The 14,956-nt window shown below is 51.2% G+C and carries 26 protein-coding genes and 1 pseudogene; 24 read left to right on the forward strand and 3 right to left on the reverse strand.

Annotation, left to right across the window (positions count from 1 at the left end):
* Positions 1-103: 103 nt before the first annotated feature.
* The 3 genes from J3351_RS14175 to J3351_RS09690 form a co-directional block, all read right to left on the reverse strand.
* Positions 104-556, reverse strand: coding sequence for an ImmA/IrrE family metallo-endopeptidase (locus tag J3351_RS14175; protein WP_242699373.1), 453 nt, complete (start codon positions 554-556; stop codon positions 104-106).
* Between the two features lie 254 nt (positions 557-810).
* On the reverse strand, positions 811-1,092 hold the full coding sequence (locus J3351_RS09685; protein ID WP_015565736.1) for a hypothetical protein: 282 nt from the start codon (positions 1,090-1,092) through the stop codon (positions 811-813).
* 42 nt (positions 1,093-1,134) lie between these two features.
* Positions 1,135-1,332 carry a hypothetical protein gene (locus tag J3351_RS09690; RefSeq protein ID WP_097775157.1) on the reverse strand — a complete coding sequence of 66 codons (198 nt, stop codon included), beginning with the start codon at positions 1,330-1,332 and terminating at the stop codon, positions 1,135-1,137.
* Between the two features lie 209 nt (positions 1,333-1,541).
* Between J3351_RS09690 and J3351_RS09695 the strand changes: the two genes are divergently transcribed.
* From J3351_RS09695 to J3351_RS09810, 24 genes and pseudogenes are all read left to right on the forward strand, one after another.
* Positions 1,542-2,369 (forward strand): LexA family transcriptional regulator, encoded by an 828-nt coding sequence (locus tag J3351_RS09695; RefSeq protein ID WP_097775156.1) that lies wholly within the window; start codon positions 1,542-1,544, stop codon positions 2,367-2,369.
* Between the two features lie 19 nt (positions 2,370-2,388).
* A complete protein-coding gene (locus J3351_RS09700; RefSeq protein WP_223386064.1) occupies positions 2,389-2,592 on the forward strand; it encodes a helix-turn-helix domain-containing protein in 204 nt (67 codons plus the stop codon).
* A gap of 275 nt (positions 2,593-2,867) precedes the next feature.
* Positions 2,868-3,203, forward strand: coding sequence for a hypothetical protein (locus tag J3351_RS09705; RefSeq protein ID WP_015565819.1), 336 nt, complete (start codon positions 2,868-2,870; stop codon positions 3,201-3,203).
* A 191-nt stretch (positions 3,204-3,394) separates the two neighbouring features.
* On the forward strand, positions 3,395-4,183 hold the full coding sequence (locus J3351_RS09710; RefSeq protein WP_117476743.1) for a DUF975 family protein: 789 nt from the start codon (positions 3,395-3,397) through the stop codon (positions 4,181-4,183).
* A 7-nt stretch (positions 4,184-4,190) separates the two neighbouring features.
* A pseudogene (locus tag J3351_RS09715) lies at positions 4,191-4,501 on the forward strand (SLOG family protein); the annotation flags it as partial.
* Between the two features lie 107 nt (positions 4,502-4,608).
* Positions 4,609-4,779 carry a hypothetical protein gene (locus J3351_RS09720; protein WP_166437330.1) on the forward strand — a complete coding sequence of 57 codons (171 nt, stop codon included), beginning with the start codon at positions 4,609-4,611 and terminating at the stop codon, positions 4,777-4,779.
* Positions 4,780-4,794: 15 nt separating this feature from the next.
* Complete coding sequence (locus J3351_RS09725; protein ID WP_156072584.1) at positions 4,795-5,910, forward strand: hypothetical protein; 1,116 nt, start codon at positions 4,795-4,797, stop codon at positions 5,908-5,910.
* A gap of 61 nt (positions 5,911-5,971) precedes the next feature.
* A complete protein-coding gene (locus J3351_RS14355) occupies positions 5,972-6,250 on the forward strand; it encodes a hypothetical protein (protein ID WP_156072587.1) in 279 nt (92 codons plus the stop codon).
* 18 nt (positions 6,251-6,268) lie between these two features.
* A complete protein-coding gene (locus J3351_RS09735) occupies positions 6,269-6,781 on the forward strand; it encodes a hypothetical protein (protein ID WP_223383279.1) in 513 nt (170 codons plus the stop codon).
* Positions 6,778-7,011, forward strand: a complete 234-nt coding sequence (locus J3351_RS09740; RefSeq protein WP_015563522.1) for an immunity 17 family protein — start codon at positions 6,778-6,780, stop codon at positions 7,009-7,011. The genes J3351_RS09735 and J3351_RS09740 overlap by 4 nt, the downstream gene beginning before the upstream one ends.
* Positions 7,012-7,024: 13 nt before the next feature.
* Positions 7,025-7,567 carry a hypothetical protein gene (locus J3351_RS09745; protein ID WP_006773020.1) on the forward strand — a complete coding sequence of 181 codons (543 nt, stop codon included), beginning with the start codon at positions 7,025-7,027 and terminating at the stop codon, positions 7,565-7,567.
* A gap of 41 nt (positions 7,568-7,608) precedes the next feature.
* Positions 7,609-7,950 carry a hypothetical protein gene (locus J3351_RS09750; RefSeq protein ID WP_006773019.1) on the forward strand — a complete coding sequence of 114 codons (342 nt, stop codon included), beginning with the start codon at positions 7,609-7,611 and terminating at the stop codon, positions 7,948-7,950.
* 7 nt (positions 7,951-7,957) lie between these two features.
* Positions 7,958-9,037, forward strand: a complete 1,080-nt coding sequence (locus J3351_RS09755) for an ankyrin repeat domain-containing protein (RefSeq protein WP_207697625.1) — start codon at positions 7,958-7,960, stop codon at positions 9,035-9,037.
* Positions 9,038-9,049: 12 nt separating this feature from the next.
* The gene (locus J3351_RS09760; protein ID WP_207697626.1) at positions 9,050-9,889 is read left to right on the forward strand and encodes a DUF2262 domain-containing protein; all 840 of its coding nucleotides are present in this window, start codon (positions 9,050-9,052) and stop codon (positions 9,887-9,889) included.
* A 13-nt stretch (positions 9,890-9,902) separates the two neighbouring features.
* Entirely contained in the window at positions 9,903-10,538 is a 636-nt protein-coding gene (locus J3351_RS09765) for a hypothetical protein (protein WP_207697627.1), read from the forward strand.
* A gap of 25 nt (positions 10,539-10,563) precedes the next feature.
* Complete coding sequence (locus tag J3351_RS09770) at positions 10,564-10,890, forward strand: DUF5713 family protein (protein ID WP_207697628.1); 327 nt, start codon at positions 10,564-10,566, stop codon at positions 10,888-10,890.
* Positions 10,891-10,895: 5 nt separating this feature from the next.
* Positions 10,896-11,843 (forward strand): DUF4241 domain-containing protein, encoded by a 948-nt coding sequence (locus J3351_RS09775; RefSeq protein WP_207697629.1) that lies wholly within the window; start codon positions 10,896-10,898, stop codon positions 11,841-11,843.
* 11 nt (positions 11,844-11,854) lie between these two features.
* The gene (locus J3351_RS09780) at positions 11,855-12,814 is read left to right on the forward strand and encodes an NTF2 fold immunity protein (RefSeq protein WP_207697630.1); all 960 of its coding nucleotides are present in this window, start codon (positions 11,855-11,857) and stop codon (positions 12,812-12,814) included.
* A gap of 8 nt (positions 12,815-12,822) precedes the next feature.
* Positions 12,823-13,059: a hypothetical protein gene (locus J3351_RS09785; RefSeq protein WP_002576922.1), complete on the forward strand. Its 237-nt coding sequence runs from the start codon at positions 12,823-12,825 to the stop codon at positions 13,057-13,059.
* A 17-nt stretch (positions 13,060-13,076) separates the two neighbouring features.
* Entirely contained in the window at positions 13,077-13,676 is a 600-nt protein-coding gene (locus tag J3351_RS09790; RefSeq protein ID WP_050005806.1) for a hypothetical protein, read from the forward strand.
* Positions 13,677-13,678: 2 nt separating this feature from the next.
* Positions 13,679-13,924, forward strand: coding sequence for a hypothetical protein (locus J3351_RS09795; protein WP_173015261.1), 246 nt, complete (start codon positions 13,679-13,681; stop codon positions 13,922-13,924).
* A 10-nt stretch (positions 13,925-13,934) separates the two neighbouring features.
* The gene (locus J3351_RS09800) at positions 13,935-14,375 is read left to right on the forward strand and encodes an immunity 51 family protein (RefSeq protein WP_207697631.1); all 441 of its coding nucleotides are present in this window, start codon (positions 13,935-13,937) and stop codon (positions 14,373-14,375) included.
* Positions 14,372-14,635, forward strand: a complete 264-nt coding sequence (locus J3351_RS09805) for a hypothetical protein (protein WP_006773010.1) — start codon at positions 14,372-14,374, stop codon at positions 14,633-14,635. Before J3351_RS09800 ends, J3351_RS09805 begins: the two co-directional genes overlap by 4 nt.
* Before the next feature lie 10 nt (positions 14,636-14,645).
* Complete coding sequence (locus J3351_RS09810; RefSeq protein WP_006773009.1) at positions 14,646-14,945, forward strand: hypothetical protein; 300 nt, start codon at positions 14,646-14,648, stop codon at positions 14,943-14,945.
* Positions 14,946-14,956 lie beyond the last annotated feature (11 nt).

Consider the following 14,956-nt stretch of genomic DNA (forward strand, 5'->3'; position numbering starts at 1 on the left):
GTGTCCGCAAACCGGACAAAACCTCCAGCCAATGCTGAATTGTGCCTGCTGTATATTGTTCAGCGGTTTACTCTTAAAAGAGCGATTATTTGACCAAGTCATATTATTCTCCAAATCGAATGACGTCTAATGGGTGGCAGTGGATGGGTTTGCCGTTGATGATCTGCATCTGCTGTAATCTGATCCTAATCGCAGACCACGATACTCCCATCCGTGCAGCCATCTCCAAAATTTTTTCATAGTTCGGGTCCGATGCGGATTTGTACAGGATTCCGTTTGGCAGGCACAGCGCTGCACGTTTTATTTCGGCGTTGACCAGAAATGTTGGCATCAGCAGCTCCGCTGCAAGGGTGTTCGCCTGCCATTCTTCCCATGAGGGCTGTCCGTTTCGTTCCCGATAGGCAATGTGCCCACGGCACTTGACTGCTTTTCCGTAGTCGTTCGGAAACTGGTCAGCCAGAATATGGTGTGCCGCTTCATGCGCTATCGTGAAATTCCGGCATCCGGTGCAGCTGTCTGCCGCAAGGGCGGAATCGATTACGACGTCCTTCGGCATGAACACCTCTACAAGCTTTGTTCCGTCCCCCAAGGTTACGGTAAAACCGCATTTCTGGAAAACAGTCAGTCCTAGGACACTGCCATCGCTGCATAACGGCAGCATTTTCACATTCAGCCCAAGAACAGAACTTGCGAGCCGTTCCGGGTCAATGGGTTCTGGGGCATCCTTGCTAATTCCGAAAAAGTTATAGTACTGCTCGATATACCTGCCCGCTATGTGCGAAAGGTCTGTGCGGGATAAGTATTTTGCCATTACGAAGCACAGCTTTCCGGCACGGAACAGTAGGCTTCCACGAACCACTTGCCCTGTTCAAGCCAAAGATTCCGCTTCTGACCGCAAATCAGGCAGGTGAAGCAGTGACCTTTTCCGCCTAGGCGTGATGTCCCGTGTTTGACTGCCAAGACACGATCAATTCCATAAGTGTGAGCCTTGTCATAGTTTATGGCAAGAGGGCGGATCTTGCCATCAGGAGTAAAACGAACGTCCACTTCGACGTATCTTTTCTCACGGCGAAGGGTGTAATCACCACACATCAGAACCCCTCCTTTTACAGGTTTGTCAGAACACAGTGTGCATTACTTGCGAATCATACTGCGTGCCACGAGCTGTTTTTCGTTCAACAGCGGAACGGACACTGTATGTTTTTTCCACTCATCCATAGAGCAGGTCACTGCTTTGCACAGACGGCATTTTGTCCAGCCACCGGTTTCATCAAGATCCACATCATAATTCATGGTTCCGCACATTGGACATCTTACATTTTCTTTTCTCATAGTATCACCTCGCAAAAAAACGCCAAACAAACACAATCCCATACGAAAATAACACCAAAAGGCTGTTATTTGTGGATTTGGTTTGATTATACACCCACTTTATGGAGATTTCAATTACGCATTTATCGCCATTTTAGAGATTTCCTGTTGATTTCTTATATTTTCTATACTATAATAGAGCTACCGGATTACAAAGGAGTGTTCTTGTTATGAAAAAGAAAACCACGCTCACCAAAATGCACATAGCCCCATCCACAGTGCGCTATGATGCAGTCGCTGCGAGGGATAGCAATGAGGTTGGTCAGATTCTCGCAGGCACACGAAAAAGGAATGGCTATTCACTTGTAACTTTCTCTGAACTTCTCCGTCACTATGGCGTCGATGTCAGTGATAAAGGAATCAGCAAATGGGAAAAAGGCTATACCACTCCTAGCATCTACCAACTAGTTGCAATCTGCTACGCATTGAACATCAAGGAGGGTCCTTCCTACTTTACAAAGAACTTCCAGAAACCCGCCCTTCTAAATGACATCGGGCAAAAAAAAGTCGCTGAGTACGAAATGGACTTGATTGCATCCCGGCGCTACCAGCCAGACGCAGAAGAGCCCGCGGAAATCGACTACATAATGATGCCTGTATCAGAGTTGCCAGTATCGGCAGGTCTAGGAGCTTTTCTTGAGGGTGAAATGTTCCAGCAGATACAAGTGCCTGCCAGTAGCGTTCCGGCTGGTGCCGAGTTCGGGATATACGTTAGCGGTGATAGTATGGAGCCACGTTATCATAGCGGACAAATCGTATGGGTAAAGCGCTGCGAAGAACTTGAATGCGGGGATATCGGGATATTCGTATATGATGACTGTGGATATCTGAAAAAATACGATGAACATACCCCGGATAAAACCCAAGCAGAATTCCTTACCGACAGCTATGGCGTGGTGCACAATCAACCGGTTTTGGTCTCTCTTAACACCAAATATTCACCAATTATTATATCTCCAGAGCAAAGATTCGAGATTGTCGGAAAAGTTTTGAACTAAAAAGATGGGAGGGAATTTCGTGGATACGATTAAGCGTGTTCAGGATTTGATGCAAGAGCGTGATATGAATCTGTGTGTGTTGGCAAAGAAATGCGGAATATCGTATTCCACGATTCAAACAACTGCCCGTCGGGGAGGGCAGTTAAGCGTAGAGACGATTGAAAGAATTTGTCAGGGTTTAGGAATTACATTAAAAGACTTCTTCGATTCCTCCTACCTGTAAATATAGGGGCAGCAAAAAAGCCGTTCGCCACGCTGGAAAATCTGCGTGGTGAACGGCTTTAATACTGCTTCTATTTATCCTTTGGTAATCTCCAGATAAACACTAATCTCCATGATTGTTACCATTGAAGGAATACATTTGCGACGATCTTCGGGCATACCGAATAAGATTTGCATTGGCAGTTGAAGACGGCTCATGTTACCTATTGCAATTCTGACTATTTGGAAATATACTTGTAAGTATCAAATTATTTCACTTTATGGGAGGAAATTATTATGGCAAGACCCAAGGGAAGCAAGAATAAGGCTCGTACTGTAAAGGCCAGCGTTGATTATGTAGCAGTCATTGCAGAAAAGGCCGCAAAAAAAGAGAAAATCGAATCTGAGGTTGCTACGTTGACTGCAAATCTCGATGATCTGAAGACGCAGCTGAAAGCCAAGAAAGCAGAATTGAAAGCCGCCACCAAGGAACTTGCCAAAGCCGAAAACAAAAAAGCTGCCGCCGAAGCAAAAGCAGCAGAAGAAGCAAAGAAGGGCGAAGCAGAAGATGTGCTGAAGAAGCTGCTTGCCAGCGGTATGACGGCTGAAGAAATCCTTGCAAAGCTCCAGTAATGCAATATGATGAACTGGACAAGCTGCTGAAGTAAAGGAAGGGGCTGTTGCACAAGGATAAAACCGGTGTAACAGCCTCTTTTTCATTCATGCTGCAATTTTTTTAGCTTTTCAAACGTATCTAAATTAAAGTGGCATATCATCTTCCTATTTCACAAATCCTTGCCGTTTTCAGACAGGAGGTTGCTTTTATGAAAGTATCTGCCGACTATCGTATGCTCGCTCTCGATGCCCTGCGCGGAAAATGGAAAACTGCTGTTTTGACAGGTATTGCCGCCAGTGCGCTCGGTGCTACCATTGTGAGCAGTTCCAACAGTGCCGTATCCAATTCCAATCAGGCAAAGGACATCCATTTTGAACTGTTCTCCCAGCCCAACGGCGGTCGGCTGCTTGCTGTTCTGCTTGCCGGCATTGTTCTGTGGGCAGTCCTCCAACTGATCGTGGGCGGTGCAGTTCAACTGGGATATGCTCATTTTAATCTGAACCTTGTAGATGGAAATGATGCTGCCATCTCGGACTTGTTCTCTCAGAAAGACCGTCTGTGGGATGGCTTCTGCATGAAATTCCTGCAGGGTCTGTACATCGCCCTCTGGTCGCTGCTGTTGGTGATTCCGGGAATCGTGAAAACATACAGCTATGCGATGACACCTTACATCATGTCCGAGCATCCTTCGCTGACCGCAAATGAAGCGATCACAGAATCCCGGCGGATCATGAATGGCAACAAATGGCGGCTGTTCTGTCTGGATTTCAGCTTCATTGGCTGGGAGCTGCTCTGTTCGGTGCCACTGTATGCCGAGGGTTTTCTGGTTCTCAAATATTTCACCGGTTCAGAGGCTCTGGCGATTTCTCTTGTTCTTCTGCTGACAATTCCATTGAGCATTGGCTTCTTTTTTGTACGCCCCTATGAGGAAGCTGCATGGGCTACTTTCTACCGCGATATTACCGCAGCACCTACCGAACCGGATGAAGCATATTGACTTTTATATTAAAATTATCGTTGTAGTTCCCTTCTCGGCTATGACTCTAAATGGCCGGATCAGAGTAAACATAGATTGAAAAAGCTGATCCAAAACGCAAACGATTCTATTGTTATTTCACATTCTGCGGATGTTTCCAGTTATAAAAAAAGAAATTATTATATGGTCGATCATGCAGAGTACCTTATCGGTGTGTTTGATAATCAGAAAAAGCTGCGCTCAGGTACAGCACAGACAGTCAACTATGCCTTGCATCAGGGAAAAGTAATCACTCTGATCCATCCAGACACTATGGAGATAACAGCCCCTGCGCCTTAACAAATTCACAAAAATTTTTCATTAGCATTTCCAACAAAATATTTTCATTGAAGGGGTGCTGTGATATAATAAGATATAAAACTACGCTCAGAACAAATGGTGCCGCTATGAACAAATATATTGGACAGCAATTTGCTGCTTTAAGATACGAAAAAATTATTTTGGTTGTTGAAGAAACTACATCTGCTGGTGGATGCGGCTCCTTCAACGCGGCTTCTTCATGCCCTGCGTCAGCCTGTCTTTATGACAGTGCGGCGTGGGGCTTTTTTATTGCCTGAAAGGAGTATGAGAACATGAGTCTGAAATATACCTGCCCCAGCTGTGGAACCCCATTGGGTTATGAGGGATTGTGTTGGAAATGTAAGTGCGAGCAAGAACGGCAAGCTGCTCTGGCCTGGATGCCGGAACAAATTGTCGAAAAACAAAGAAACTTGATACAGAACATCCAGAGGCTGGCTGATATGGAGAACCCAGAGTTCGCCGACTTTTGGCAGCTGCTTGGCTACCATGATGCCATCACCCCGGAGATTCAGCGAGTGGCACTGGCCGCAGAGGTGTTCTGGCCCTGTGAGATCTATTATCATGCTCCCGCCGATGTGCGGGATGGTCTGATCCATGCGCTGTTGTCCGCAGAATATTCCAGCGCGGCCTCCAACCTGATGAGTTGCCTTGCTATGCAAGGAGATGACAAGGCAATGGAGACTCTGCTGGAGCTGGAGCGAAATCCCCGGCCCTGGCGCAAGGGCCTCTATGTAGACCCATCCAGCTATGCGCAGATCGGAGGCTGGACCTTCGACAAGGAGGGCCAGAAAATCCAGCTCAACTTCGATACCTGCTATCCTATGGTCAAAGGAACCACCAGCGAGAAATCTCCCGTCCGCATTGGCCGGGCACGGGAGGACACATGCCCCCACTGTGGCGGACGCATGGTGGACATGCTGGTGCTGGATGGCCGGGATGAGCGGCTGAAATTTCTGGGGTTGGATGGTATTCTGACTGCCACCTGCTGCCCCAACTGTGTGGGATTCTTGAAAGGTCCAGCCTTTAACAGTTTTACCCTGGATGGCGGCGTGGAAGTCTTTCCCTCCGAGCTCTTTGACGGGGCGGAGAAAACGGATTGCTATGTCAGTCCCGAGGACTACAAGGCCCTCACGGAAAATCCCTTTGTGCTGGGCGAAGCGCCCGTGCCCCTGTTTTACGGTGCGGCCTGCCAGGATGTGAACACGGTGGGTGGCTTTGCCAACTGGGTACAGGACGCGGAATATACGACCTGCCCCCACTGCGGGAAACCTATGAAATATCTGGCCCAGATCCAGTGGGATACGGTGTTTGACTGTGCGGAGGGCACGCTCTATGTGGAATTCTGCCCGGACTGCCATATCGTGTCCATGCAGCACCAGCAGACCTAAAAAAGTCGCACGGTATGAAAAGAGAAATACCAGCAGGTATTTGCGTAAGGAGGCGTCCACTATGTGCGAGCACTGCCGAAACATTCAAACATGGAGAAAATTTGACGCCCCAAAGGACTATCTGGCCTGTATTGCTTACATTCAGCAGTTGGTGTCGGAGGGGGAATTTGAACTGATGCAAGAGGAATCCACCTGCCCACTGGAGAAGGTAAAGACAGAGGATGGCTGGGCAGACAAAATTATGGCTCACATGATTAGGTGCAAGCACTGCGGCCAGATCTTCACCTGTGTGGTCAACACCTGGCGAGGCAGCGAACACTTCAAAAAAGGCAAAGGATGACACGGAAAAGGCGGTGAAATGATGAATCAGACAGAAGAAACAAAACTGCTGGAGCAGACTGAGGAGTGGAATGATGCGGACGAGTTCTCACGATGTATTGAGGCCATCGAGGCTATCCCGGAGCAGGAGCGAGATTATTTGCTAACCGTCAAGTTGAGTCGGGCTTACAGCAATCTGGCGGTCCTGGGAGATCATGGAGAGCACGGAACCGACAGTGAAGTGGACGGAAATCTCATCCAGCACGCCATCCGACTGCTGGAGTCCGTTCGCACCCAGGGAGAAAACGACCCTTACTGGAACTCCCGGATGGGCTATTCCTGCCTGATGGCATACAGCTCCGCAGCCATCGCCTATGAATACGCAAAACGCTGGCTGGCCCTGGCCCCGGATGACCCAGCCGCCCAAAAGCTGGTTCGGGACTGCGAGGAATATCTTGAGGAGGAAAAAGCCTTGGAAATAGATTTGAAAGAACGGGAGGAATTTATTCGGCGGGAAACTCCCGATGATGAAAAGGGGGTTATATGTAAATGAACAGCGAACAGATCACAGTATTTTTGCAAGAGCATTGGTATATTGCCTCGGTGCTCATCGGGGCCGTGATTTTAATTGGAGCGACCCGCAACTGGAACTGGCTCTGCGACCCCACTGGTACGCGGGATGCCCACCGCCACAGCAGAGGATACCGGCGGGTGGTGTTCTTTCTGTTGGGTGTTCTCCTGATTGTGGTGAGTATCTGGGGATTTGTGCTGAAATTGAAATAGGAGGAGAAAGACTATGATGACTGAGAAATATCCCACCTGGCTCATCGGCCATGTGAAAGAATGGGCGGAGAAGCGTTTGCCCACCGTGATACTTTGTTCCACCACCGGCAATGAACTGCTGGAGGTTTGGTATTACGGAGATCTGCTCACGGTGAAAGGAGAACCCCAATCCTATATCATAGATAGCGACGAGGCCCCCGGACTGGTGACAGCCCGTGACCCGGAGAGCGGCGAGGAGTTCGTCATCTTTGACGGTGGACGGCATGGCTACGACAATATGTTCTGCGATGAACATGATCCATCCGAGCTGGAGCACCGCCCCCTCAAGCGGTATGAGATCCCCGCCTCCAAGTTGGTGCTGGAGCTGGGGTACAGCATTGACTATGAGGACGAAAAAGAGAACTTTGAACCGGATGAGGCGGATACCGTGGAACTGATCAACGGTGAACGGATGCCGTGGGAGCAGGCCAAGCGGGACGGCATCGACTATATCGCCCTTTACTATGTGAACGAGAAAGGAAAACCAGTCCAGATCCTGGACGCAGAGCTGGCCTGAGTATACCGCAGCCAGATGACGGGATAAAGGAGGGCGACAGCGTGATCGGGACAGATGAAAACCGGGCGGTGCTCCATGTGGAGGTCATCTTCTGGAGCGGCAAACGAAAAATACCACCCAGCCTGGTCAGCGGAAAGTATTGTCCCCATTTTGTGGTCACAGGAACTACAGAATATTTGGGTGTATGCTTTCTGGACGGAACCGAGTGTACATTTGATACACCAGCTTTGGGAAATGCCCAACCCCTATATCCAGATACCATTGACTATGCCCCGCTGGAAAACAATGCGGAATTTTTGATCTATGAGGGAGCCAATGCCGTTGGCAAGGGCCGGGTGCTGGGCCGAACCGTTCCCTATAAAGTGAAACAACAACGAAAGTAGGTGCCTTATGTACCAAATTGCATATATTGGCCGCTGGGAGACCCTCCCGGAAACGGCTGCCGCCATTTGTGACTATGACACTTCCAAGCTGGAGGTACTGCTCCAGGGCGGTCTGGATTTAGATGTTCCCATCCAGCTCAGCGAATATATCAAGCTGATGCCGCTGGAGATCGCGGTTTTTCGGAATGATGTGCCCATGATCCACTTCCTGCTGGAGCATGGAGCTGATCCCGGTCTGGCAGAGGAACAGCTCCTGCTGCTCACTGCCGCCCGCTGTTGTGGGCCGGAGGTGGTGGCGCTCTTTGCTGGACAGGCCGCAAAACTCAGCCCGAAGCAGAAAGAGCGGGCCTTCCAGGAAGTGCGCTGGGGCAATCGTCCGGAGAATATCCTGGTGCTAGAGCAAGCCGGGATCACAGTGAACAAGTTTGGCGGCGAGGCATTCCGGGCCGCTGTGTCTGAGGGCAATACCAAACTTGCCCAGCTGCTTCTGGAAAAAGGGGCAGACATCAATTACCACAAGCCGGACATGGTGTTTCCGAACGCCTCTACCGCTGTCACCGAAGCGGCTCGGCATAAGAATCTCCCCATGGTGCGCTGGCTCATTGAGCAAGGAGCCGACATCACCATTGCTGACAAATACGGTGACCGGCCTTACACCGTGGCGGTGCAGAACAAAAATCAGGAGCTGGCCGACTACTTAAAAGCCCTGGAACCGGAGGAATGGCACAACGAACAGGAAAAAGTCCGGCAGCTCATGCCCTACAAGCTGCCTGCCAAGCTGGTGGAATACTTGAAGACCGGCCCCTTGCGGCTGGAATTTCCAGAGCGGGAACTGGTGAAGTGGGCGGAGCTCTACTCCTTCATGGATGTGCAGGAGATGACCTGGAAACGGAAGAAGCTGCTCTCCCTCATGGTGCAGATGGACAACTACAGCGACTATCTGCTGCTGTGGAGCCCCAGGGACAAAAAGCTGTGGTATCTGGACATAGAGCATGAGGAATTCCACCCTCTGGCCAAATGGGATGACTTCATCGCAGATCCCGGCCGGTATCTGAACGGGATGATCGAGGGCGAGTTTGAGAAATGAGGAGAATGATCTATGTTCGAAGAATTCTATGAGATGTATGAGACCGAGGAGCAGGAAGTGGTCGCTCTGATCAATCGCTGCATCGGAGGCGGATTTAACTGGAAAGGCAACTTTTGGGAAATGACCGTTGTGACGCTGGGCGTGGTATTTTGTGACACCGGCAAGGTCAGCACCAAAGAGGAGCGGCTGGAGTGGCCGGTCACCGATGAGGAGCGTAACAGCGAAAAGGGCTGGGAACGCTTTCAAAACGAGCAGATCTGCCGCCTGAAGATCCGCCGGATGAAAGAGGAATGGGCAAAAGATCTGGTGGCATGGCCCTGGTGTATCTCCCAGGTGGTCAAGGCCCACGAGGACTGTCCGGAACTTCAAGCCGTTCTGGACGAGTACCACAAGCCGGTGGTGATCCAGGACCAGGTGCTGGGTGAGCTGAAGCTGGACAAGGACTATGATACCTTCGAGGGAGAGATCCAGTGGTGCGGAAAGGATGTGCTCCTTTCTCTGGAGGTCAATGCTGAAAGCAAGCCATCCTGGACCCGCGCCCGCAGTGCCGCCAAAAAGCTGCTGGCCGACTGCGAAACCTGGGACAAGGCCATGCGGGAGCTTGCGGCAAAGAACCTGACCGAGCTGGCCAACAACTGGCTCTCCCAAGATGAAGAAAATCCCCGTGACCCGGAAACAGACCCCATCACAGAGGAAGAATTGGCCCGTCGGATCAGCATGACCAGCCTGTCCGTCACCTCCGGCGGCAGCTTCACCGCCTGGTTTGACTGCGATGAGATGTTCACCGACCATGCGGTGACGGTCTACGGCTCCTTGAAAAAGGGTCTCAAAACTGCCAATATTGAGGGGTAAGGAGGATAGCATAATGATTTCCACAAAAGATTTATCTGGCCTTCCCAATGCGGAGCGCTTGAAAAGCTTCTGCAAAGGGCTGGCTGCTCTGGACATAATCATGGTGGAGGAGGAATGGAGCTTCATTCGCCACTATACATACAACCCCGCATGGCGAAAAGGCAAAGAGGCATTCTTTGCCACTGATGGCAGTGACCAGAGCATGATCGTCATGTTTGCGCCGGAAGGCTGTGTAATCAACGGTGTGGATTCCGAACTCTACGACTGGGAGGAAAAATTTCCCCGTATCGAAGACCTGACGGATGGAATGCCCTCTGCTTTGCAAAAGCTCATGGGCAGCCGTGAAGTCAAAAAGATGAAAAGTACCTTCTGCGTCTGGACGGAAGATGGCACCACCTGGCACTGCAATCCCATGGACGGCGAGGACGCATCCAAAGATCTGCTCTCCACGATTGATGGTAATCCACAGAGCTATGTGGATTACGGGAAGTGGTTTTACCCAGCAGACCTGCCTTTGGAGGCTGTGCGCCAGCTTGCTGATGGGGTTCCGGTAACAAAAGAACTGGTCGCTGTGTTGAACCCTAAGCGCAATGAATGGGAAGAAATAAAGGCGGGTCTGGACAAAATCGGGTATCCAAGTGAACTTTGATGTGGTTAAGAAAGGAGCAATCCCTATGAAAGCATTTGACCCCAATTACAAACTGCTGGACGAGATGTATCAAGACGATTACTATCCTGCTTTTCTGGTAGACAAGGTAAAGGACGAGCTTCAGAAGGTCATCCACCTGCTGGAGAGCGGCGAAACCGACACCGAAGCGGTGCAGGAAAAACTGGATGAGGCGGTCTGCGGCATCAATGATCTCCAGGACGAATTCTACGAGAACGACAGTGAGATCGAAACGGTGGCGCGGGAATGTATCGCGGCAACCGTGGCCTACATTCTGGAGTGGTTTGGCATCCCCATTGACACCGAGGAGGCCATCCGGGAACGGGACTGGTGATCCCTATGGCAGAAAAAGAACTGGCCGTTTGTGATGAGTGCGGAAGCCTGTTTTTCAAAGGCTCCTCACAGATGATGGGGCTGTGCCCGGAATGTGTCCATGTTCTCTATGGCTACCCGAATTGTTCCCATCATTTCCAGAATGGCCGGTGTGTCCACTGCTGCTGGGACGGCTCAAAGAGTGTGTACATCAAGAAACAGAATCAACAGGAGAAAACTGATATGCCTACAACTGAATGGCTGAACAAATACGAAGCAATCAAGAACAAACTGACCTGTAAAGATGACTTGGAGGCCCATTTCACAGAGAAAGTGATTGGGAATATGGCGGTGGATGTGCTGGACATCGGCGCCGTCCATTTCCCCACCGGGCAGATCTTTGCCTGCGACCCGCTGGTGGAACTGGAGGACACGCTGCCGTTCCTTCAAACGATCCCCGCCGGGACTTATCCCGTAAAGATCTGTGTGGTGCCCAGTGAGAAATATGGTGACCGCTATGCCTGCGTCAAGGTGGAAGTTAGCCGGGAAAAGCCTGTCCGCTATGAGCTGGGCATGACCGGCAAAGAGGATCTGGACGAGGAACTGGGCGAGGACGAGTATTTTGGCTTTGGCGTAGACGCTGGAATGGGCTGTGTTGCGGACATCCAGACTCAGGCGGCCTTCAAGACCTACTGGGCCAAGCGGCTGGAAGAAGACCCGGACATCGACCCCTACAACGACCTGTTCTGCGATCTCCTGGAGGAAAACGCCCAAGCCCACCCCAAATATCAGGGGGACTGCGGCGACTGGCTCAACTGGACCGTGCCGGACACGGACTGCAATCTGCCCATCTTTGCTTCCGGCTGGGGTGACGGCTACTATCCCGTCTACTTCGGCTATGATGCAAAGGGCGAAGTCTGCGCCGTGTATGTGCGCTTCATCGACATCGAAGCCAGTTACAAAGAGCAGGAATAAGGAGGCGCGCTATGGAATTACCAAAACGGGCGCGGACAGCGGACTGGGAAAATGGTGTCCTGACCTTAGACGGAGAAAAGAAATTTGAAATTCCGGAGATGACCATGGAACTCATGGAGCAGCTGGCCGGTTACACCCTGGTGGGCTTCCATGTGAAAAGCTATCCGGTGACGGATGAACTGCTTGCCCCTTTTGCCGGACATAAAAGCATGGCCAACTTCGGCGTGGAGGACGGTGCGCTCACTGACGCCTGTTTCCCCGTTTTTTCCGCTATGCCCAAGCTGCGTTATCTGCTGCTGGACGGTAACGCCGCCATCCACGGCAGCAGTCTGTCCGCTCTGCAAGGCTGCAAGCTGGACCTTCTGACGCTCAACCGTACCGGGCTGGATGATGCCGGTCTGCTCCAGGCGGCCTCCATCCCCAAGCTCTCCCACATCCAGATCGACCATACCGCCGTTACCTATGAGGGCCTGCTGGCCATCGCTGGCAACAACCGCATCGAGCCAGTGGCCCATGTGCAATTCACCCAGGAGCAGATGGAACACTTCTTCCAGCTCCAGCGGGAAAAGGCCAAAAAGCCCGTCCAGCTGGATGAGCAGGCGGCGGCGGAATGCCGCAGGGTGCTGTCCGCTTTCTTTGCCGAGATGACGCAGTGGGAGCAGTACATGGAGCAGGCCGGGTTTGAAGGTGCTGAGGCAGTGCCCCGTCTGCTGACGATCTGGGAGAAATATGTGAGCGAAAAGCCCCGTCCGGGCTATCGACCTCTGGGCCTCTCATACAGCGCCCAGGGCACCTACAACGGGGAAGAATTCCTTGACGCAGAGCAGATCACCAAAAACAAGCTCTACATCTACACCAGGGAGAAAAACACCGGCTTTGACCGCCGCTTTCTTATGAAGCGTGTGGGCGAAGGCTGGAAGATTGATGCGGTGCAGGAGCGGCTGAACGGCTGGCAGCGCACGGAAGTGTGAGGCATCACATGGCTTGGGAATATGAAACCTTTGGCCCGGACGGTCAATGCAAATTGTTCGGTGTGAACATCTTTGACTACGACTGGCAAACCACCGGCAAGCGGGTAAAAATCAAAGACCCCATCTATCACCAAGACCATACCTTCGAGGTCTGGCAGGTAGAGATTGATGGGCAGATCCACCGCTTTGCTGCTGGAGAGTTCTCCAACTGCGTATGGGGATTTTATTTAGAGAAAGACGGATGAAAGGAGTGTGTGGGCGCATGAGCCGAATCGTCGATAAACCCTACTTTACATACAGTGCATACAACGCCCTGACCTCCGGCATTCAGGTGAAATGCCCCAAGTGCCACGGCGCGGGTGTGGTGACAGCGGATGAGGATAACGCCTATTTCCGCTGTTTGAGTTGCGGCCATCAGGAGACCCGCGACCGGACGATCTACCGCTATGATGTCCATAACCAGTGCAAAAACTGCGGCAGATACTATCGGGTGGATATTGAAGATGAGGCAAAGCAGCAGTTTTCCGTTCTCCATGTGGCCTGTCCCTATTGTGGAACAACCATGTCAGGAGAAGTTCATAAAACAGCGGAGGCGTTTTCATATATTGGCGAAATCAGGGATGGGCGAGAACCTTATTTCAGGTTGGAACTATGGTTTTTGACCTCCTTCCAGGGTAAGTCGGTCTGGGCACTCAACCGGGAACATCTTGCCTATTTGATCGGCTATCTCAGCGCCGACCTGCGGGAAAAGCCGCCGGGAAGAGCGAAAATGACCCAGGCTGACCATCTCCCCACCTTCATGAAAACCGCAAAGAACCGGGAGCGGATCGTGAAGCTGCTGAGGCAAATGCAGGAGAAATGAGGATGGAACAGAAAGTAATTTACAACGGCCAAATTCTTACGCTGACTCACTTTTGGGCAACGGGAGAACCCTGCCTGTGGATTACCGACCCGCAGCAGATCGGGATGCCCAAAATGGAGTTTGTGGGCGGATACCCAAATGAATACTGCATTTTCCTGAAGAATCTGACGGAAACAGAACTGTCACAGATCACATCTCTGGACGGCGCTCCACTGGATGTAAAAGAAGAACGAAACGACATCGAATGAGGAGAACACTATGAAAGACCTTTGCCAATACGGAAACCGACCGGAGGACGAATGGGAAATCTTGCCCTGGATACCCGATCCGCGTCCGCCCTTCAAAATCTGGGTAAAGCCGGAGCAGATCGCGCCATTCTTTCTCATTCCCCACCACCCCTATGCCATCTCCCTTCTGCTGAAGATCAGTGACGGGTTCCGGACAGAAGAATTCTGCCGGCTGGGACTGACCGGCAGCAGCGGAGACTGGGAACGGCTGGTCCGGGGCGTGATCCGGGAGTTTGAGAAAAATAACAGCGGCATGGATCTGTTTCACTTCGACTCCGACGAGGATGTGTTCTGCGTGTACTCCCAATACATCGACGATTTGATGCTGCTGTCCAAAATGATCCGGGCGGCCTGTGACAATGAAAAAACGATGGGGATGTATCTGAACATGAGCGAGGTTGCGAAAGCATGAAAGATTTGACCACTCAAACAGGGATTATAGTAAAATGCAGTAAAACGGCCATTGAATTTTTCCAAAATGCTCAATCAGTGGATTTCTTCTCTGCACTGGAAATTCCGAAGGAATTCCAAGACATAGCGGTTGAGTTTTATGATTTGATTATGGAAAACGATCATCTCGCGGCCTTGCTGGGCTGTCGCGGCAATTATGATATTGCAATACAGATAGATGAGGTAACCGGCACCATGACAGGGTGGCATTGGTTCAAATGAGGGAAATGGAATGATGGAGTACATCAAGCTTTTTTGGGAGGACGCACCGGAGGGAGAACCGTCGGTGATCCTCTATGAAGTGGATACAGAAAATGAGCGGCTGGCCCTCCACTCCATTGACATCTTTGCAGATGGCCGCACCCGCAATATCCCTGACCTTTACGACGGCGCCATCGAGATCACGCCGATCCCCACCGTGGAGGAATTGAACGCCCATGTCTGGGGTGAGGAGTTCCACGCCTGCGTCATAGAGCAGGCGGAATTTGAGGCCGCCTGGGAAAGCCACACCTATGATGGAGCGTTAAAGTAGCCAGGAGGAGA

This window comes from Faecalibacterium sp. Marseille-Q0746 (assembly GCF_017377595.1).
Lineage (GTDB): Bacteria > Bacillota > Clostridia > Oscillospirales > Ruminococcaceae > Faecalibacterium > Faecalibacterium duncaniae.